The sequence below is a fragment of the Nocardia sp. BSTN01 genome (assembly GCF_015354405.1).
In the GTDB taxonomy this organism is placed as follows: Bacteria; Actinomycetota; Actinomycetes; order Mycobacteriales; family Mycobacteriaceae; genus Nocardia.
This window is the reverse complement of sequence record NZ_JADKYP010000057.1, coordinates 24,074-41,477: the sequence shown is the minus strand read 5'-3', so window position 1 is coordinate 41,477 and position 17,404 is coordinate 24,074. Positions and strand designations below refer to the sequence as shown.

Sequence of the window (17,404 nt, the reverse complement as noted above, 5' to 3'; positions counted from 1 at the left end):
GCTAGACGGCCGGCGGCGCTGGATTCCCTACCAGGGCGGCTTCACTGCTGCGGCCCGAACACCTCCAGCACCACCGGCGGGAGATCCTGCGGGCTGACCGTGCCCACCACCAGTACCCCGGCATCGACGAAATCGGCTACGGCACGAGGCATATGGTCGGCCGACGTGACGACCACTGCATCGCCGGCGCCCAGCGTGTGCATCATTTCCGCGGAGTTGACGGCGTTCTCGACGGTATCGCCGGCGCGTGACTCGATGTGGATCCGCTCCGGGGCGATGCCGTGGCCGACGAGCCAGCCGGCCATGGCGTCGGCTTCGGTGGTGCCGCCCCGCGGATTCCCGCCGGTGACGATGATCGGTGAGGCCGGCGACACCATCGCCTGTACGAGCGCCGCCTGCAACCGGGCGACGAGTTCGGGTCTCATACCGCCGTCGGGCAGCAACCCGTAACCGAGCACCACGATGGCGGTGGTCGGCCCGTGCGGGGCGGGCAGCGGCGGCAGTGGATCGCTGACGGCGCGTAGCTGTTCGACGACGCCGGCCGCATCGGTGAGCGGATCGGCGGCGGCGGTGGGGAAGGCGACCGCGGTGAGGGCGCCGACGGCCAGAGCCGCTGCGGCGAAGAAGCGAAAACCATTGGGCCGCAAAGTAGTACGAAAACCGGGCATCAGGACTCCAGGCGACGTGGGGCCGTGCCACGTACGCACGTGGACCGGACCGGACGGACAACTCCAGTGAGAATCCGATATCTGTTCGTGATTGCGTCGTAATTGGTTGTATCGCTGGATATTTCACGGCACGGCCGACATTGCCGCTGTGACTGCGCCGATAACGGGAAAAGCCCTGACGCCACCGGGCAATTCGCTCGGCTGTGCAACTTCACTGCGGTCGGTTCGGCGCCTCGTGAGATTCCGAAGAGACTGCCTTTGTCCGTATCGGCGGCCCGTCAGCGACTTTAGCGTCTGAGTTCAGTTTCGGCCGCGCGGCTCGCTGTCGCGCATCGCAACAAAGAACGCCGATGTTCTGACGAAAGGTTCACCCATGAGACCAAACACCCGCCGCAGGCCGCTGAGCGCCGCGGTCGTCGTGGGGGTTTCGCTGTTGACGATGGGCTTCGCGGGGATCGGCGCCGACGCCGAGCCGGCGGTGGCGCCGAACGATCAGCAGCAGGAGCAGCAACTGGTCGACTTCATCGACCAGGGACTGAAGAATCCCGCCGCCCACCCGATCGCCGATTCCGGCAGCTCCGGCACCGGTTCGGCCTGCACCTCGGGCAGCGGCGCGGGCTCGGGCAACGGGTCGGGCGACTGCTACGGCGGTTCCGGGTCCAGCTCGGGCTCCTCGGGTGGAACCTCCAGCGACACCATCGGTTACGGCCCGGCGCAGAGCTCGTTTCTGGCCGCCTTCGGATACGGCCTGCTGCATCCGGACGTGGCCCCGCCGGGAACCAACGACTGGAATTGCCAACCCACCGCGGCGCATCCGGAACCGGTGGTGCTGGTGCACGGGACGTGGGAGAACGCCTACGACAACTTCTCCTTCGTCAGCCAGCCGATCAAGGACGCCGGCTACTGCGTATTCACCTTCAATTACGGCAAATCCAATCTGATTCAGGGCGGCGGCCTGGGATCGGTGCTGCCGGGCGCGAACGGCACCGGGTTGATTCAGGATTCGTCCAAGCAGCTGGCGCAATTCGTCGATCGCGTGCTGGCGGCGACCGGCTCGCAGAAGGTAAATCTCGTCGGCCATTCCCAGGGCGGCGCGATGTCGCGGTGGTATCTGAAGTTCGACGGTGGTGCGGCGAAGGTGCACCACATGATGACCTTCGGCGCCACCAACCACGGCACCACCCTCGACGGCATCGGCGCGCTGGGCCGGGCCATCAACAACTTCGGCATCGACGTGCTCGGACTGGTGGAGATCTTCGTCGGCCACTCCGGCATCCAGCAGACGGTCGGTTCGGATTTCGTCAATCAGCTCAACGCCGGTGGTGACACGATGCCGGGTGTGGACTACACGGTGGTCGGCACCCGCTACGACGAGGTCACCACACCGTACGATCTGACCTTCCTGCAGCCCGGGCCCGGTGCGACGGTCAAGAACGTCACCCTGCAGGACGGCTGCGAACAGGATCTGTCCGATCACCTGACGATGATGTATTCGCCGCGGGTGCTCTCGATCATCCTCAACACTCTCGATTCGACTCAGACTCCCGCGCTGACCTGCAGCTTCAACCCGTGGCTGCTGGGTGGCGGCGGCAAGCTCTGAGTGTGGCGACCTGCCCGCCGGAACGCGAAAACCCTGAATTCCCATCGTGTTCCGGCGGGCCGCACGCCGCCGTGGGGTCCGGCGCGGATCTAGGACACGCCGGCCTCATATCCGCGCTCAGGAGTGCACACACCCACGGCGGTGCGCCCGCCGGGCGATGCCCTCACACCGCATCGCCCGGCGGGCCTCTTCGTCTCGGCCCGTCTGCGGCGATCCGTTACCTCACGAAGGAGTTCTCATGTTCGGAAAGGTGCTGCGCGGCAGCATCATTCCCGCCGTTCTGATGATGGCGGGCGCGGTGCTGGGGGCCGCGCCAGCCGGTGCGCAACCCGACCCGGTCGCCGCGGACGGCTCGGCGGTCACCGGCAGCTGGCGGCTCGATCCGCGCACCGAACAGTTGCGGGTGCATTCGGCGGCGATGAACACCGACATCATGGTGAAGGTGCAGACCCCGGCCGACGACCAGGCGCCCGCGCCGGTGCTGTATCTGCTCAACGGCGGTGGGGGAGGCCAGGATTCGGCCACCTGGGAGCGCAACACCGATGTCGCGGGTTTCCTGTCAGCAAAGCAGACCTATGTGGTGCAGCCGGTCGGGGGCCGCTGGAGCTACTACACCGACTGGCGCGCGCCGGATCCGAAACTCGGTGTGTACAAATGGAAGACGTTCCTCACCGTGGAACTGCCGCCGCTGATCGACGGGCGCTACCGCACCACCGGCGCCAACGCGCTGGCCGGGTTGTCGACGTCGGGGACCTCGGTGCTGCAACTGCCGATCGCGGCCCCGGGACTGTATCGCTCGGTGGCCGCGTATTCCGGATGTGCGCAGATCAGCGATCCGATCGGGCGGGAATTCGTCAAAATGGCGGTGCAGACGTGGGGCGGCGGCGACGTGGAGAACATGTACGGCCCCGACGACGACCCGATGTGGGCGGCCAACGACCCGTACGTGCACGCCGACGGGCTGCGGGGGCTGAATCTGTTCATCTCCACCGGCACCGGTGTACCCGGCATGTACGACGTGTACGGCGGGGACCATATGCAGCCCGGTCCGCGCGGATATCTCGATCAGCTGGTGATCGGCGGGGTGATCGAGGCCGCGGTGAACTGGTGTACGCACAATATGTCGACGCGCCTGGGGGAGCTGGGGATTCCGGCGACCTTCGACTTCGAACCGACGGGCACGCATTCGTGGGGCTACTGGCAGGACGCGCTGAAACGCTCATGGCCGGTCCTCGCCGCGGGACTCGGCATCGCGCCGTGAACCGGCGTCGCACGCCGTGAGGGTCGCGACCAGCGTGCCGGTCCGCGCGTGCGGCACGCCACACCGGCCGGTACGGTGGCCCGGCAGTCGTAGACTGTGCACGAACCACATGACGATGGGACGGTCACAACGAATGATTCGGGCAGGTGAGCGGGTGACCAGCGGAGTCCTGCGGTGACGGCGGCGGCCACCGAGACCGCCTCCGGACCGGGCGCGGGGCAGACTCCACCGCAGCCGGTACCGGCGCTGGAGAAATTCGGATTCGCGGAGTTCCGCCGCACCGCCGCGATCGGCACGACGATCGGCAGCCGGGTGACGCGCCGCGTACTGCGCCAAGGTCTGCGCCCGGCGAAGCGGCGACGGGCGATGGCCGAGGGGACGGTCGACGGCTTCGAGGCGCTGGGCCCGATGTTCGTCAAACTCGGGCAGCTCATCGCCTCGTCGCCGGCCTCCTTCCCGGACGAACTCGCCGACGCGTGCCTGCGCTGCCTCGACGACGTCCCGCCGTTTCCGGCCACCGACGCGCGCGCGGTGATCGAGGCCGACCTCGGCGCCCCGATCGACCGATTGTTCCGGGAATTCGACGACGAACCGCTCTCGGCCGCGTCGGTGGCTCAGGTGCATGCCTGCGTCCTCGCCGACGGCCGCCCGGCGGTGCTGAAGGTGCAGCGTCCCGATATCGCGCGGCGCATGATCGTGGATCTGCGCGCCGCCTACCGGCTGGCCGGCTCGCTGACCAGACGTTCGGAGAACGCCCGCATCGCCAACGCCGAGGGTGTGGTCCGCGATCTGTACGACACCACCGTCGCCGAGCTGGACTTCCGCAACGAGGCCCGCAATCAGGCGCAGGCGAGGGCCGATCTGGCCGCCTTCGGCGACAACACCGGTGTGGTCGTCCCCGAGGTGTACTGGGAGTACTGCGGACCGCGCGTGCTGTGCATGGAGCGGATGCGCGGGATGCCACTCGACCGCTTCGACGATATCCGCGCCGCCCACCCCGATCCGGAGCTCCTGATCCGCCGTCTGGTCAAGGCGTGGGTGGAAAGTGTTGTGGTGCATGGCCTTTTCCACGGCGACGTACATGCCGGAAATCTCTGGCTGCTCGACGACGGCCGGGCCGCCATGCTCGATTTCGGCATCGTCGGCACCATGACGCCGCAGTGGCGCGCGTTCGTGCGCGCGCTGTTCCACGCCAGCGCCATCGACGGTGACTTCCGCCCGGTCGCGCGGGCACTGCGGGAACTGGATCTGCTCGACGGCGACGACGGTGACGACGCCACCATCGGCCGGCAGCTGGCAACCGCGCTCGCGCCGGTGCTGTCGGGCAAACTGGCGCAACTGGATATGGGTAAGGTCGCCGCCCGGCTGGTGGAATTCGGCAAACGCCGCGGCGCCTCGGGCCCGCAGCAGTTGCTGCTGATGGGCAAACAGCTCGGCTACTTCGAACGCTATGCGGTCGCACTGGCGCCGGGCTGGCGGCTGGGTCAGGACCTTTATTTGTTCCGCAACATCTTTCCCGAGGAAGTGACCGCCAAGGTCGCCGCCGAGGGGATCGAACTCCCCGCCGACTGAGCTCACCCGCGGGATCGGCACCACGAGAAGGAGTGCGCAGATGTCGCCGGAGCAGACGTCGCCGGAGGAAATGCCCGCGGTATTTCTCGGCCACGGCAACCCGATGAACGCGCTCGACCGCAACCGCTACACCGAGGCGTGGGCGGCGGTCGGGCGCGCCGCGCCGCGGCCGCGCGCGATTCTGGTGATCTCCGCGCACTGGTACACCAACGCGACCGCGGTCACCGCGATGCCGCGCCCGCGCACCATCCACGACTTCTACGGCTTTCCGGACGAGCTGTTCGCGGTCGAATACCCGGCGCCGGGCCTGCCGGAACTGGCCGAACAGGTCGCCGATGTGGCCCGTCCGCAGTGGGTGGGCTGCGATACCGACAGCTGGGGCCTCGATCACGGCACCTGGTCGGTGCTGGTGCACGCGTTTCCGGACGCCTCGATTCCAGTGGTGCAGTTGTCGCTCAACGCCTTCGAACCGCTGGACTACCACCTCGAACTCGGCCGCAAGCTCGCGCCGCTGCGGTCGGACGGGGTGCTGATCGTCGGCAGCGGCAATATCGTGCACAATCTGCGCGCGGTCGATTTCGGGCAGCCGGATGCCGGGTATGACTGGGCGGTGCGCTTCGACGAGGCGGCCCGGGAAGTGCTGATGCGCGCACCCACCGAGGTCGCCGCGCTCGACGCACATCCCGATTTCGCCGCGGCCGTCCCCACTCCCGATCACTACCTGCCGCTGCTGTACATCGCGGGCCTGGCCGATACCGAACCGCTGGTGCCGATCGTCGACGGGCATTGTGCCGGTTCGATTTCCATGGCCGCCTACCAGCTCGGCGGTACCTGCCCACCGCAGTCGGCGGGAAGTGGCGCGCCGGGGTTGCCGGAGGGAGTTCCGGCCCTCGACAGCAATATGTGATCGCGTTCAGGCCCGGCGTTCGCCGAGCAGCAGGGCGACGATCGCCAGTGCCGTGTGGATGCGGGGTCGATCGCCCCCGAGCAGTGGCGCGTAGAGGTGCGCGTCGCAGATGCGGACGATGGCCTCGCCCAGTACGTCGGCGGCCAAGGGGAGTGCCAGATTGCCCTGACGCTGTTCGCTGTCGAGCAGTTCGGCGACCATGCGCGCCGACGTCGACTCGATCCTGCCGGGGAGCAGCGCGAGCCGGATGAACAGGGCCGGTTCGCGACTGGTGAGAACGCGCAGCGGTTCGGATTCGGCGACCGCGTTCATCACCCGTTCGAGGGTGTCGAGAACCAGTGCCGCACCGGATCCGGTGGCGGCGGCGAACACTTTGCGGTAGGTGCGTTCGGTGGCTTCGGCCAGCACGGTCGCGATGAGGTCGTCCCGGTTGCCGACGTGCCGGTACAGCGTCGCGCGTCCGATGCCCAGCTCGCGGGCGAGCACCGACATGTCGAGTTGTTCGCCCGCCAGGTACAGCTTCGTCGCCGCGTCGACGGCGCGACGTCCCTCGGAAGTAGCGATCATGTCGTCCATCTCCTCATACCGCGGCAGGTCGTGCCGGCTCGGCGGCCGTATCGAGCTGGTTGACGAATCCTCGACTGTGAGACACACTTGCGCAGTGTCTCACACGGGATGGCGTGGATCACATTCTTCCGGCCGCATTCATAGCCGTCCCGCTCGCCGCTGATACCCCGAGGAATTCGATGTCTACCGTTGAAACCGTCCGTGGACCCCTCGACACCGCCGCCCTGGGCAAGGTGCTGATGCACGAGCACGTCTTCGTGCTCGGCGAGGAGATGCGGCAGAACTATCCCGACTATCCGAATCACTGGGATGAGGACGCGCGGGTCGCCGACGCCGTCGCGAAATTGCGGGAATGCGCCGCCCGCGGGATCGATACGATCGTCGATCCGACGGTGATCGGGCTCGGTCGCTACATTCCGCGAATTCAGCGGATCAACGAGCAGGTCGACATCAATATCATCGTGGCGACCGGCCTCTACACCTACAACGAGGTGCCGTTCCAGTTCCACTACACCGGCCCCGGCCTGCTGTTCGACGTCGACGAGCCGTTGGTCGAGCTGTTCGTCAAGGACATCCGCGAAGGGATCGCGGGGACCGGCGTGAAAGCCGCGTTCCTCAAATGCGCGATCGAGGAGCAGGGCCTGACGCCCGGAGTCGAGCGGGTTATGCGTGCCGTCGGCCAGGCGCACGTGGAGACCGGGGCGCCGATCACCGTGCACACGAACGTCCACAACCAGTCCGGCCTGATCGCGCAGAAGGTGCTCGCGGAGGAGGGAGTGGATCTCGGCAAGGTCGTCATCGGGCATTCGGGCGACAGCACCGATCTGGACTATCTGTGCGCTCTCGCCGACGCCGGCTCCTACCTGGGTATGGACCGCTTCGGACTCGACGTCCTGCTGCCGTTCGAGCAACGAGTGGACACGGTGGTGCGACTGGTCGAGCGCGGCTACGCCGAGAAGATGGTGCTCGCTCACGACGCGGCCTGCTTCATCGACTGGTTCTCCGACGAGGGTAAGGCCGCCGCGGTGCCGAACTGGAACTTCACCCACATCAGCGACGACGTGCTGCCGGCGCTGCGGGAGCGCGGCGTCAGCGACGAGCAGATCGACACCATGCTCGTCCACAACCCGCGGCGCTATTTCGGTGCCTGAGTTCCGCTTCTGCGCGGGCCGTGATGTGTTGCGCGCCCAGCGAATGGCGAACACGGCCGATCGAGGAGATGTACTGATGACAACCGAACCCGCGGTGATCGAGATTTCGCGCCACGACAACCCCTTTCCGCGAACCGGCGTCACCGAGCGCGACGGTGTCGCGCACTACACCGGGCTCCCCGCGACGCTGCTGGACATGCTGCACGCCCAGGTGGAGAGTCGGCCCGACAGTGAAGCGGTCGTCGAACTCGCCGCGGATCGCCTGACCTATCGGCGGCTGTGGGAGCGTGCCGCCCGGGTCGCCGGGGGTCTGCGTGCGGCGGGGTTGCAACGCGGAGACCGTGTCGCCGTGCGTTATCCGGCCGGCGTCGACTGGGTGCTCGCCTTCTGGGGCACGGTGATGGCGGGCGGAATCGTCGTCGCGGTCAATACCCGCTCGGCCGGACCGGAGGTCGATTTCGTGCTGACCGATTCGGGCGCGCGGATCGACCTCGCTCCCGGCGTACCGCTTCCCGACGGCGATCCGGTTGTGACGCAAGATCTTTCGGCCGACGATAGCGCGGCGATCTTCTACACCTCGGGCACCACGGGGCACCCCAAGGGGGTGCCCACCACGCACGAGGCATTCGTGACCAACGCCGAGAACATGGTGCGCTGCATCGGACTTTCCCGCGATATCGGCGAGGGTATGCGGACGCTGATCTCGGTTCCGCTGTTCCACGTGACCGGCTGCAACTCCCAGTTGCTGACCGCCGCCCACCTCGGCGGCACCGCGGTGATCATGCCGGCGCTCGACGTTGCCGAGTTGATCACCGCGCTCTCGACGGAACGGATTTCGTTCCTGGTGACGGTGCCGGCCGTCTATGCGCTGATGGTGCGGCACCCCGACTTCGGCGCGGCGGACACCGCCGCGGTGCGCTGGGTGGGCTACGGCGGCGCGCCGATCGCACCGTCGCTGGTGCTGGCATTGAAGGACGCGTTTCCCAACGCCCAGGTCTTCAACGGATACGGCATGACCGAGACCGCGTCTCTGATGACGGTGCTGCCCGACGGAGACGCCGTCGACCACGCCGATTCGGTCGGCTACGCGGTGCCGTCGGTTCGGCTCGGCGTCGTCCCGCTCGGCGGCGAGCCCGGCGTCGGCGAACTGGTGGTGCGCGGGGCGAACGTCACCGGCCGCTATTGGCATCGTCCCGACGCCGACGCCGCCACGATCGTCGACGGCTGGCTGCATACCGGTGACGTGGTCCGCGTCGACGATGCCGGGCGGGTGCACATCGTCGACCGGATCAAGGACATCATCAACCGTGGTGGAGAGAACGTCTCCAGCGTCGAGGTCGAAGCGGTTCTGCTCGCGGCGCCGGGTGTCGCCGACGCCGCCGTCCTCGCCGTACCGGACGCCGTCATGGGGGAGAAGGTCGGCGCCGTCGTCGTCGCCGATCGTGCCGACATCGACATTGCCGCGCTGATCGAGCACTGCGGGCAACGGTTGGCCGACTTCAAGGTGCCGCAGTACGTGACCGTGGTGGGTGAACCATTGCCGCGCAACGCGGGCGGCAAACTGCTCAAAGCCGCGCTGCGCGAACGCACGACGTGGCGTGAGCCCCTGCGGTGAGGAATGCGAGATCGCCCACTCGCGGGACTCCTCGCCCAGCGGCACGCGGATGTCGTGGCGGCGCTCACGGCCTCGGCGCGGTGATGCCCGGCGGCGGTCCTCCCACTGCGATGACCCGCCGGAGTTCGGGCGCCGGCACGCCCGGCGCGCCTCGGCGGGCGATCGTTTCGGCCCGGCGCGGCGCGGGTACTGCCGCCTCATGGGTTTCGAATCGACGAATGTCGTCGACTTTCCCCAGGCCGACGTCTTCGAATGGTTCACCCGGCCCGGTGCGCTGACCAGGCTGGCGCCGCCGTGGCAACCGGTACGGGTGGTCCGCGAAGCGGGATCGCTGAAGGACGGGCGCGCCGAACTGGCACTGCCCGGCCACCTGCGCTGGGTGGCCCGGCACGATCCGGTCGCCTACGACCCGCCGCACCTTTTCGCCGACGAACTCGTCGCCGAGGGCCCCGCCTCGGCCTTCGCACATGTGGTGCAGTGGCGCCACACCCACGGCTTCGAAGCCGTCGACGCAGGCCGCACCCGCATCATCGACGAGGTGGACACGCCCGTGCCCGCCGCGCTGCTGCGGCCCATGTTCGAATACCGGCACCGGCAGCTCGCCGGTGATCTGGCAGCCCACGCCCGTGCCGCCGAGAACGGCCTGCGGTCGTCGACCATCGCGATCACCGGCGCCTCCGGACTGGTCGGGACGGCACTGACCGCGTTCCTGCGGACCGGCGGGCACCGCGTGATCCGGCTGGTGCGCGGGCCCGCCCGCGAACCCGACGAGCGGCAGTGGGATCCGTCCGCGCCCGCCGCCGATCTGCTGGACGGGGTGGACGCGCTGATCCATCTGGCCGGGGCGCCGATCGCGGGCCGGTTCACCGACGAGCACAAACGCCGCGTGCGCGACAGTCGCGTGGAACCGACCCGCGCGCTCGCCGAACTGGCCGCGCGGACCGGATTGCCGGCCTTCGTCGCGGCGTCGGCGATCGGCTACTACGGCTACGACCTCGGCGATCGCCCGCTCACCGAGGACAGTCCGGCCGGTGACGGATTTCTGGCCGAGGTGGTCTCGGCGTGGGAGGACGCCGATCGGCCCGCCCGCGACGCCGGGGTGCGGGTGGTGCGGGTGCGAACCGGTCTGGTGCAGTCGCCGGCCGGTGGGCTGCTGCGCATGCTGCGGCCGTTGTTCGGTGCCGGAGTGGGCGGACCGATCGCCGGTGGGCGGCAGTGGATGTCGTGGATCGGCATCGACGACATGATCGACATCTACCACCGCGCGCTGTGGGATACCGCCCTGTCGGGTCCGGTGAACGCGGTGGCGCCGCATCCGGTCCGCAATGCCGAATACACTCGCACGCTGGCCCGCGTCGTCCGACGGCCCGCGATCCTGCCGGTGCCGCAGGCCGGTCCGGCGCTGCTGCTGGGCGGGCAGGGCGCGCGGGAGCTGGCAGCGGCGAGTCAGCGAGTGGAGCCGACCCGGCTGCTGGCCGCCGGCCATCATTTCCGCACCGACCGTCTCGAACCGGCCCTGCGGCACGTGCTGGGCCGGCTCGAGGCGCCGGGGGAGTAGGCACAGCCGGGAAAGAGGGGGCCGGCCACCTCAACCCACCCACAGCAGGCCGATGACGGCCGCGCAGCCGAAGACCAGCCACGCCGCGTAGTCGCCGAGGTGCCCGCTGTGCAGCCGGTGCAGTCCGTGCCGCACCGCGACCACCGCGGCAGGGCGAGAATCGTTGTCGCCCAGCATATTACGAAGGTGGATGCCGCACAGCGCGAGGGCCACCGCGGCGCCGGCCGATACCAGGCCGAGGATCGTTCCGTGCAGCGTCCAGCTCAGATCCGGGGCGGATTGCACCGGGACGGCTCCCGACAACGCGCGGTCTCGATAGCCGATCCGATCGCAGAACTGCGCGGCCGCCGCGGCCACCTCGCGGCCGAACCGTCCCGGAAGTCCGCTCAGCACACCGGCACTCAACAGTGCGAACACCGCCGCGAGCATCGTCACCGGAATGCGGCCGGGCGGGGTGTCGGCATCGGGAGTCTCGTGCGCGCCGGTGGTCTCGTCCGCCTCCGACGCCGGCCGGGGTGGACGGCCGACGCCGAAGAACACGCGCAGTCCCACCCGCAGCACCGCGGCGCCGGTCAGGGCCGACACCACGATCACCAGCGCGGTCAGCGGTATCGAATGTGCCGATTCCTCCAGCAGCGATTTGCCGAAACCGGTGCCCGACAGCGGAATTCCGCTCAGCATGAGTCCGCCCAGCAGGAACGCCGCTCCGACCACCCGGTGCCTCCGGGCGCGACCGTACAACCGCACCTCGTCGAGAGATCGATAGCGCGACAACAGAATTCCCGCCATCAGGAACAGCGCGCCCTTCACCGCGGCGTGCCCGGCCAGATACACCGCCGAGGCCGCCACGCCTTCCGGAGTCAGTGCGGCCAGCCCGAGCAGGAACAGTCCGATGTGCGCGATGGTCGAATAGGCGAGCAGTCGCTTGATATGGCGCTGCAGGACACACATCACGGTGCCCAGCAGCGCGGTGCACACGGCCAGCACCAGCATCATCCGATGTACGCCCGCGGCCGGTAGGACGGTGTCGAACACCGCCCAATAGACCCGCGCCACACCGTAGATGCCCAGCGGCGCCATCGCGCCCGAGAACAGGACGCACACCGGGGTGGGAGCGACCGCGTGCGCGTCGGCCAGCCAGAAATGGAACGGCACCGCCGCGGCTTTCACCAGCCAGCCCGTCGCGATCAGCCCGAAGGCGATGAGTACCAGCGCATCCGGCGCCCGCTGCGACAGCGCGAGGCTCAACTGCGGCAGACCCAGCCGACCGGTCCGCGCGTAGAGCAGGCCGATGCCGAACAGACACAGATAGGCGCCCAGCGAATTGACGACCGCGAAGTTCAGGCCGCCCTGGACGGCTTCGGGTTCCTCGATCTCGAGTCCGGTCAGGGCGTAGGCGGCCACACTCATCAGCTCGAAGAAGACGAACATGTCGAACAGGTCGCCGGTGAGGGCATAGCCCGCCATGCCCGCGGTGAACAGCAGCAGCAGCGCCGGATAGTGCGCGCGCACGGTATCGAAATAGCGCCAGCCGAACAGCAGGGCCGTGGTCGCGAGCACGGCGATCAACAGCACCATGGCCGCGCCGAGCCGGTCGGCGACCAGCACGATGCCGAGCGCGAATCGTGGTCCGGGATGCCAGCCGCCGGCCCAGGTCACCACCGCGCCCGACCCTGTCGCGGCGAGCAGCCACGCGGCGAGGATCGTGGTGGCGAGGGCGGTGACCAGCGCGAGCGTATCGATGAGGCGACGGGGAGCGATCCGTCCGAGAAGCAGCAGCACACAGGCGCCGGCGATCGGCACCGTGACGATCAACGGCGGCAGCGCGCTCGCGGAACCGCCCATCAGCCGCGCAGAGCGTGCAGTTCATCGGGGACCACGGTGCCGTGCCGTTTGGCCACCTGGATCACCAGGGCCAGCAGCAGCGCGCTCACGGTCGCCGACACCACGATGTCGGTCAGCGCCATGGCCTGCACCACCGGGTCCACCACCGGCGAACCGGGCGGATTGGCCTGCCCGAAGATGGGTGCGCTCGCCTTCTTCTGATATCCGACGGCGAGCAGCAGCACATACGTACTCGACTGGGTCACCGACACGCACACCACGGTGTGGACGAGATGGCGGCTGCGGATCACGCCGAACAATCCCATCAGCAGAATCCACGCCGCGACCAGATACGGGAATACGCTCATCTCGCCCCTTCGTCGGCGCCCAGATACTCGTCGAGGAACTGGGCGAGCAGTACGACGACGCCGCTGCCCACCGCGATCCCGACCGCGCAGCTGAACAGCGCGACGGTGCCCGCGGAGAACAGGTGCCCGCTTGTGCCTTTCGGCAGGAAGTTGGACAGGAATCCGGTGCCGGCCGCGAGCCCGGCCGCGCCCAGCGCGAGGACCGCGCCCATACCGACGGCTTCTCCCGTCTCGTACCAGACCAGCGGCCGGACCCGCCGCAGTGCCCGATAGTCGCCGGCCACGTACAACAGATGCAGACCGGTGGCCAGCACCACGCCGCCCTGGAAGCCGCCGCCGGGGGTGAGGTGGCCGTGTACGACGACGTCGGCGCCGATCAGCAGCGTCACCGGCAGCAGGATGTAGCCGGCGAGGCGGGTGGCGGCCAGCAGTGGTGGACGCGACGACGAGGCGATCGCCGGTCGCGGCGGCCGGGGCTGGGAGGTGCGCCGCAGCAGTGTGGCCGCCCCGACGACCGCCGCCACCAGAATGGCCTCCTCGCCGAGGGTGTCGAATCCGCGTTGATCGAAGTTGACGGAGGACACCACGTTCGGGCTCCGGCGATGCAGTGCCTCGGCCACCGCGGCGTCGCGATAGGGATGAAAGGCGTTGCCGAAGGCGGGAATTCGCAGCACCGCGAGGATCAGTGCGACACCGAGTCCGAGGGCCCCGGCGGCGAAGACCAGCAGGCGCGTCCGGGTGCTCACGAGCGTCTCCGCCGGCGCACCGACCGCACCGCCAGCAACACCATCAGCGGCACCACCGCGGTGCCGACCGCGATCTGCGACAGCGCGACATCGGGGGCGCCGAGCACCAGGAACAGCGGCGACAGCAGCGCGCCGTAGACGCCCAGCGTCACCGCCTGGCGCTGCGGATTCTCGGTCCACACCACGACGGTGGCCGCGACGGCCACCAGGAGAAGTGTGAGGATGATCAGTACATTCATTCCCGTTTCCGTTCGCCCAGAACGACATTCAACTTGCCGATCGCCGCCGACGACACCGGTGCGGTGACCCACAGCAGTGCCGCGGTGAGGGCGACGATCGCGGTGGTGAGACCCGGGCCGTAGTCCAGCAGTACCGCCAATGTCAGCAGCGGCCCGGTCACCGACGTGAGCATGCCGGGATAGTGCAGCCGCGCGTACACTCCGCGCGGTCGCAGCGCCGCCCACGACGCCGCCACCGCCACCACGACCGCCGCGCCGAGGACGACGGCGGCCGCGGTCGGGGCGGGATCAGTCATCGCCCGCCCCGGTCAGCCGGGTGAACACCAAGGTCCCGGCGAACGCCAGCAAGGCCAGCACCGTCGCCACGATCAGATAGTCGGGACGGTGGGCGGCGAGGCTGATCGTGATCAGTACCAGCACCGTCACCGTCCCGACCATCTGCATTCCGACGAGTCGGTGGGCCGCGATACCGCGCGCGGACAACCAGATCCCCGGCGGCAGGGCGCCCGCCAGCAGTGCGATCGAGGCGACGGTCCACATCAGCGTCGCCGGTCCGGGTCGCGCACCGCGCGCTGCAGCGCGGACTCGGGCAGCGGCAGGGTGTGCAGCCTGATCCGGGAGTGTTCGGGGTCGGAGTAGACCACCAGGGAACCCGGTGTCGCCGACAGCAGAATCGTCGCGACGGCTTCCCGTCCGTCGCGCTGTGCTGTCGAACCGCTTGCGGGCAAGGGCAGTTCGGTGAGTCGACCGGCCGGCCGCCGGCCGCGCGCCACCAGGGCGAGCGCTCCGGCACTGTCGCGCACCACCGCGAGCGCGGTGCGGGCCACCCACCGCGGCAGCTCGGCGGGCGGGCGCCACCTGCCGCCGACCGCGCGTCGCGCCGCACAGGCGGCCACCGCACACGGTAGGGCCAGCACCGCGGCGGCGATCACCTCCTCCCACGCGGCGACGGTCACCGTGGCCTGCCAGATCAGCACACAGATCAGCCACCAGGCCGCCGCCTCCGCCACGACACCGCCGCGCCGCATCCAGACCTCCTGCCTCGGGGCCGCACATACCCGCTCGACCTGCGGGTACCCGGGGAAGTCGTGGCCAATCGCGAACTGCCGCCGACCCGGTACCCGCAGGACGTTTGGTTCCCCGGATGCCCGGGTATCGGCGACGACGAGCGATAAACGCGAAACGCGCCTGCGCGGCGGAAGGAGAGGACGTGTCCTTGAGCGAGTGGATTTCGCCGTCGGCGGACCCGGCACCCACGGGTTCGGTCGTCGGCGTGCGAGTACTCGCACAAGCGCGCCAGTTGCTCATGCTGCGCGCACTGGCCGAAACGGTCGCATTGATGGCCGAATTCGCGCTCGACGAGGTGACCGACATTCGGGTGGCGCTGGACGAGATCGCCACCGCACTGATCGAACGGGCCGTTGCCGGATCGTCGATCGAATGCGATTTCGGCTACGACGGCGACCGGATGTCGGTCGCGGTGACGGCGGTGGCGGTCACCCCCGAGGCGCTGCATCAGGACGGGCTCGGGTGGCATGTGCTCACCTCCATCACCGACTCGCTCGAGGCCACCACCGCACCCTTCGATTCGGCGGTGGCGGGATATCCGGTGACGGTCGAATTCCGGCGATTGCGCCGGCACGGTATCACCGCGTGAGTCCGGCGAGGGCCCGGCACTCGGTGTGCCGGACCCTCGTATTCCTGGCCGGCGGTCCGATCGACCGCCGAAAGTCACTTCGCCGGAGTCAATTCGCGCATCGGAGTGTCGAGTTCGCTGCGATAGAAGTCGATGAATCCTTCCGGATCGGGTCCGGCGTTCTGCATCACCAGATGGTCGAATCCGGCGTCCACATATTGCTGTGCCACTTCCAGATAGCGTTTCGGATCGGAACCGCAGGCGAATTGGCCGAGAATATCGTCGCGGCGCACGGTGGAGGTCGCGGCGTCGAAATTCACCGGATTCGGCAACTCGCTCATTACTTTCCATCCGGTGAGCGCCCAGCGTGAGGTTTCCAGTGCGGCCTGCGCCGCGGTCTGTTCGTCGGCGGCCCAGGCCATTCCGACTTCGGCGTAGCCGCCGCCGCGACCACCGGCACCGCGGTAGGTGTCCACGAGTTGCGCTTCGGGGTCGGTCGCGAACAGTCCGTCGCCGAGTTCGGCGGCGAGCCGGGCGGCATCCGGTCCGCCTGCGGCGACGATGATATCGGGCAGCCGCTCGGGCAGATCGAACACTCGCGCATCCGAAATCGACAGGTACTCACCGCGATACGTGCGATATCCGCCGCGCCACAGCAGCCGGATGATCTCGAGGGCCTCGCGCAGCATGCGCTGGCGGATATCGATCGGCGGGAATTCCCGGTCCACCACATGTTCGTTGAGCCGCTCACCGGATCCGACGCCGAGATCGAAACGCCCATCCGACACCAGCGCCACAGTGGCGGCGGCCTGCGCCACGATGGCCGGGTGATACCGGATGGTGGGGCAGGTGACACCGGTGACCAACCGGATGCGCTCGGTGCGTTCGGCGATGGCGCCGAAGACCGTCCAGGTGAAGGGGGAGTGGCCCTGATTGTCGAGCCACGGGTGATAGTGATCGCTCATTTCCACGAAGTCGAATCCGGCCGCCTCGGCGTGAATCGCCTGTCGGATCAGGTCGCGCGGTCCGTAGGATTCCGACGCCAGTTTGTAGCCGATCTGCATTGTGGGGGCTCCTCACGTGCGTGGGACAGTCCATTCCCGGCTACCCAGCCGTGCGGTCCGCAACCGCAGGCGACGGGCTATACAGACCGCTTCGTCTTTGTTAGAAAGGTGATAGCGGGATTTGCCTCGAGAAAACGGGGCACTGCACATGTCGATTTTCGCCTGGGAGATCGCACATGAAGACGAACGCCACATTCCGGATCGGTCATCACCGTTCACTTCCCGTCCCGGGTCGCGCCGAGGCCCGGCTCAGTGCGGTCATGCGCACCCACGGGGCCGCGGTCGTCTTGTCGGTGCGCGGGGAGGCCGATGCGTGCACTCTCGACGATTGGCGGCGTCTCATTCACGAGGGCGCGGCGCTGGCCGCGGACCACGGCGGGTCGCTCGTCGTCGATACCAGCGGGCTCGGCTTCCTGGGCTGGCGCGCACTGGTCGTAGTGGCCGAGGAAGCCGCCGCTCAGCGTGGACGTGGTGTCGCGATATGCCTGGTCAGCCGCACGCCGACGATCGCACGAATGGCCGCGGTGGATCCGCTGACCGCCGAGTTGGCCATTCACACCACCGTGGTCGGCGCCTTGAGCAACCTGCCCGCCCCTCCCGCCGACGCGAAGTGAGCCGACACAATCGT

General features: G+C 68.7%; 19 protein-coding genes. 9 read left to right on the top strand and 10 right to left on the bottom strand.

From position 1 onward, the window contains the following. Positions 1–41: 41 nt before the first annotated feature. The gene (locus tag IRT45_RS30165) at positions 42–668 is read right to left on the bottom strand and encodes a YdcF family protein (RefSeq protein WP_194809207.1); all 627 of its coding nucleotides are present in this window, start codon (positions 666–668) and stop codon (positions 42–44) included. 373 nt (positions 669–1,041) lie between these two features. On the opposite strand from IRT45_RS30165, the gene IRT45_RS30160 reads away from it, so the two are divergent. The 4 genes from IRT45_RS30160 to ygiD all read left to right on the top strand — a co-directional run bounded on the left by IRT45_RS30160 (position 1,042) and on the right by ygiD (position 6,008). After that, positions 1,042–2,268, top strand: a complete 1,227-nt coding sequence (locus IRT45_RS30160) for a triacylglycerol lipase (protein WP_228535511.1) — start codon at positions 1,042–1,044, stop codon at positions 2,266–2,268. Positions 2,269–2,506: 238 nt separating this feature from the next. Next, positions 2,507–3,529, top strand: a complete 1,023-nt coding sequence (locus IRT45_RS30155; protein WP_375540170.1) for an alpha/beta hydrolase — start codon at positions 2,507–2,509, stop codon at positions 3,527–3,529. A 174-nt stretch (positions 3,530–3,703) separates the two neighbouring features. Then, complete coding sequence (locus tag IRT45_RS30150; RefSeq protein ID WP_194809206.1) at positions 3,704–5,101, top strand: AarF/ABC1/UbiB kinase family protein; 1,398 nt, start codon at positions 3,704–3,706, stop codon at positions 5,099–5,101. A 70-nt stretch (positions 5,102–5,171) separates the two neighbouring features. After that, on the top strand, positions 5,172–6,008 hold the full coding sequence (gene ygiD, locus IRT45_RS30145; RefSeq protein ID WP_194809211.1) for a 4,5-DOPA dioxygenase extradiol: 837 nt from the start codon (positions 5,172–5,174) through the stop codon (positions 6,006–6,008). Between the two features lie 6 nt (positions 6,009–6,014). Here ygiD and IRT45_RS30140 read toward each other — a convergent pair whose 3' ends face one another. Beyond that, positions 6,015–6,575 (bottom strand): QsdR family transcriptional regulator, encoded by a 561-nt coding sequence (locus IRT45_RS30140; RefSeq protein WP_194809205.1) that lies wholly within the window; start codon positions 6,573–6,575, stop codon positions 6,015–6,017. A 179-nt stretch (positions 6,576–6,754) separates the two neighbouring features. Here IRT45_RS30140 and IRT45_RS30135 point away from each other — a divergent pair, with 179 nt between their 5' ends. The 3 genes from IRT45_RS30135 to IRT45_RS30125 all read left to right on the top strand — a co-directional run bounded on the left by IRT45_RS30135 (position 6,755) and on the right by IRT45_RS30125 (position 10,899). Next, positions 6,755–7,726, top strand: coding sequence for a phosphotriesterase (locus IRT45_RS30135; RefSeq protein WP_194809204.1), 972 nt, complete (start codon positions 6,755–6,757; stop codon positions 7,724–7,726). 76 nt (positions 7,727–7,802) lie between these two features. Beyond that, entirely contained in the window at positions 7,803–9,341 is a 1,539-nt protein-coding gene (locus IRT45_RS30130) for a class I adenylate-forming enzyme family protein (RefSeq protein ID WP_228535509.1), read from the top strand. 199 nt (positions 9,342–9,540) lie between these two features. Continuing rightward, positions 9,541–10,899 (top strand): TIGR01777 family oxidoreductase, encoded by a 1,359-nt coding sequence (locus IRT45_RS30125; protein WP_194809203.1) that lies wholly within the window; start codon positions 9,541–9,543, stop codon positions 10,897–10,899. Positions 10,900–10,929: 30 nt separating this feature from the next. Here the strand turns inward: IRT45_RS30125 and IRT45_RS30120 are convergent, their stop codons facing one another. From IRT45_RS30120 to IRT45_RS30090, 7 genes are read right to left on the bottom strand one after another with little or no spacing between them, the layout of a single operon-like run. Next, complete coding sequence (locus IRT45_RS30120) at positions 10,930–12,744, bottom strand: complex I subunit 5 family protein (protein ID WP_194809202.1); 1,815 nt, start codon at positions 12,742–12,744, stop codon at positions 10,930–10,932. Then, complete coding sequence (locus IRT45_RS30115) at positions 12,744–13,091, bottom strand: sodium:proton antiporter (protein ID WP_194809201.1); 348 nt, start codon at positions 13,089–13,091, stop codon at positions 12,744–12,746. The genes IRT45_RS30120 and IRT45_RS30115 overlap by 1 nt, the downstream gene beginning before the upstream one ends. Continuing rightward, positions 13,088–13,837 (bottom strand): MnhB domain-containing protein, encoded by a 750-nt coding sequence (locus IRT45_RS30110; RefSeq protein ID WP_194809200.1) that lies wholly within the window; start codon positions 13,835–13,837, stop codon positions 13,088–13,090. Before IRT45_RS30110 ends, IRT45_RS30115 begins: the two co-directional genes overlap by 4 nt. Continuing rightward, on the bottom strand, positions 13,834–14,076 hold the full coding sequence (locus IRT45_RS30105) for a DUF4040 domain-containing protein (RefSeq protein WP_194809199.1): 243 nt from the start codon (positions 14,074–14,076) through the stop codon (positions 13,834–13,836). Before IRT45_RS30105 ends, IRT45_RS30110 begins: the two co-directional genes overlap by 4 nt. After that, positions 14,073–14,372, bottom strand: coding sequence for a monovalent cation/H(+) antiporter subunit G (locus IRT45_RS30100; protein WP_194809198.1), 300 nt, complete (start codon positions 14,370–14,372; stop codon positions 14,073–14,075). The genes IRT45_RS30105 and IRT45_RS30100 overlap by 4 nt, the downstream gene beginning before the upstream one ends. Then, complete coding sequence (locus tag IRT45_RS30095) at positions 14,365–14,616, bottom strand: MrpF/PhaF family protein (protein ID WP_194809197.1); 252 nt, start codon at positions 14,614–14,616, stop codon at positions 14,365–14,367. The genes IRT45_RS30100 and IRT45_RS30095 overlap by 8 nt, the downstream gene beginning before the upstream one ends. Continuing rightward, a complete protein-coding gene (locus IRT45_RS30090; RefSeq protein WP_194809196.1) occupies positions 14,616–15,104 on the bottom strand; it encodes a Na+/H+ antiporter subunit E in 489 nt (162 codons plus the stop codon). The genes IRT45_RS30095 and IRT45_RS30090 overlap by 1 nt, the downstream gene beginning before the upstream one ends. A 182-nt stretch (positions 15,105–15,286) precedes the next feature. Between IRT45_RS30090 and IRT45_RS30085 the strand changes: the two genes are divergently transcribed. After that, complete coding sequence (locus IRT45_RS30085) at positions 15,287–15,733, top strand: anti-sigma factor (protein WP_309241218.1); 447 nt, start codon at positions 15,287–15,289, stop codon at positions 15,731–15,733. 74 nt (positions 15,734–15,807) lie between these two features. On the opposite strand, the gene IRT45_RS30080 is transcribed toward IRT45_RS30085, so the two are convergent. Next, positions 15,808–16,776, bottom strand: a complete 969-nt coding sequence (locus tag IRT45_RS30080; RefSeq protein WP_194809195.1) for a TIGR03557 family F420-dependent LLM class oxidoreductase — start codon at positions 16,774–16,776, stop codon at positions 15,808–15,810. Positions 16,777–16,952: 176 nt separating this feature from the next. On the opposite strand from IRT45_RS30080, the gene IRT45_RS30075 reads away from it, so the two are divergent. Next, positions 16,953–17,390, top strand: coding sequence for an STAS domain-containing protein (locus tag IRT45_RS30075; protein WP_194809194.1), 438 nt, complete (start codon positions 16,953–16,955; stop codon positions 17,388–17,390). Positions 17,391–17,404: the final 14 nt, after the last annotated feature.

Coding starts and splice junctions, on each gene's coding strand:
- IRT45_RS30155 (WP_375540170.1), top strand. CDS start 2,507: ATGTTCGGAAAGGTGCTGCGCGGCAGCATCATTCCCGCCGTTCTGATG.
- IRT45_RS30080 (WP_194809195.1), bottom strand. CDS start 16,776: ATGCAGATCGGCTACAAACTGGCGTCGGAATCCTACGGACCGCGCGAC.
- IRT45_RS30165 (WP_194809207.1), bottom strand. CDS start 668: ATGCCCGGTTTTCGTACTACTTTGCGGCCCAATGGTTTTCGCTTCTTC.
- IRT45_RS30105 (WP_194809199.1), bottom strand. CDS start 14,076: ATGAATGTACTGATCATCCTCACACTTCTCCTGGTGGCCGTCGCGGCC.
- IRT45_RS30075 (WP_194809194.1), top strand. CDS start 16,953: ATGAAGACGAACGCCACATTCCGGATCGGTCATCACCGTTCACTTCCC.
- IRT45_RS30135 (WP_194809204.1), top strand. CDS start 6,755: ATGTCTACCGTTGAAACCGTCCGTGGACCCCTCGACACCGCCGCCCTG.
- IRT45_RS30140 (WP_194809205.1), bottom strand. CDS start 6,575: ATGATCGCTACTTCCGAGGGACGTCGCGCCGTCGACGCGGCGACGAAG.
- IRT45_RS30120 (WP_194809202.1), bottom strand. CDS start 12,744: ATGGGCGGTTCCGCGAGCGCGCTGCCGCCGTTGATCGTCACGGTGCCG.
- IRT45_RS30125 (WP_194809203.1), top strand. CDS start 9,541: ATGGGTTTCGAATCGACGAATGTCGTCGACTTTCCCCAGGCCGACGTC.
- IRT45_RS30115 (WP_194809201.1), bottom strand. CDS start 13,091: ATGAGCGTATTCCCGTATCTGGTCGCGGCGTGGATTCTGCTGATGGGA.
- IRT45_RS30160 (WP_228535511.1), top strand. CDS start 1,042: ATGAGACCAAACACCCGCCGCAGGCCGCTGAGCGCCGCGGTCGTCGTG.
- IRT45_RS30130 (WP_228535509.1), top strand. CDS start 7,803: ATGACAACCGAACCCGCGGTGATCGAGATTTCGCGCCACGACAACCCC.
- IRT45_RS30095 (WP_194809197.1), bottom strand. CDS start 14,616: ATGTGGACCGTCGCCTCGATCGCACTGCTGGCGGGCGCCCTGCCGCCG.
- IRT45_RS30100 (WP_194809198.1), bottom strand. CDS start 14,372: ATGACTGATCCCGCCCCGACCGCGGCCGCCGTCGTCCTCGGCGCGGCG.
- IRT45_RS30090 (WP_194809196.1), bottom strand. CDS start 15,104: ATGCGGCGCGGCGGTGTCGTGGCGGAGGCGGCGGCCTGGTGGCTGATC.
- ygiD (WP_194809211.1), top strand. CDS start 5,172: ATGCCCGCGGTATTTCTCGGCCACGGCAACCCGATGAACGCGCTCGAC.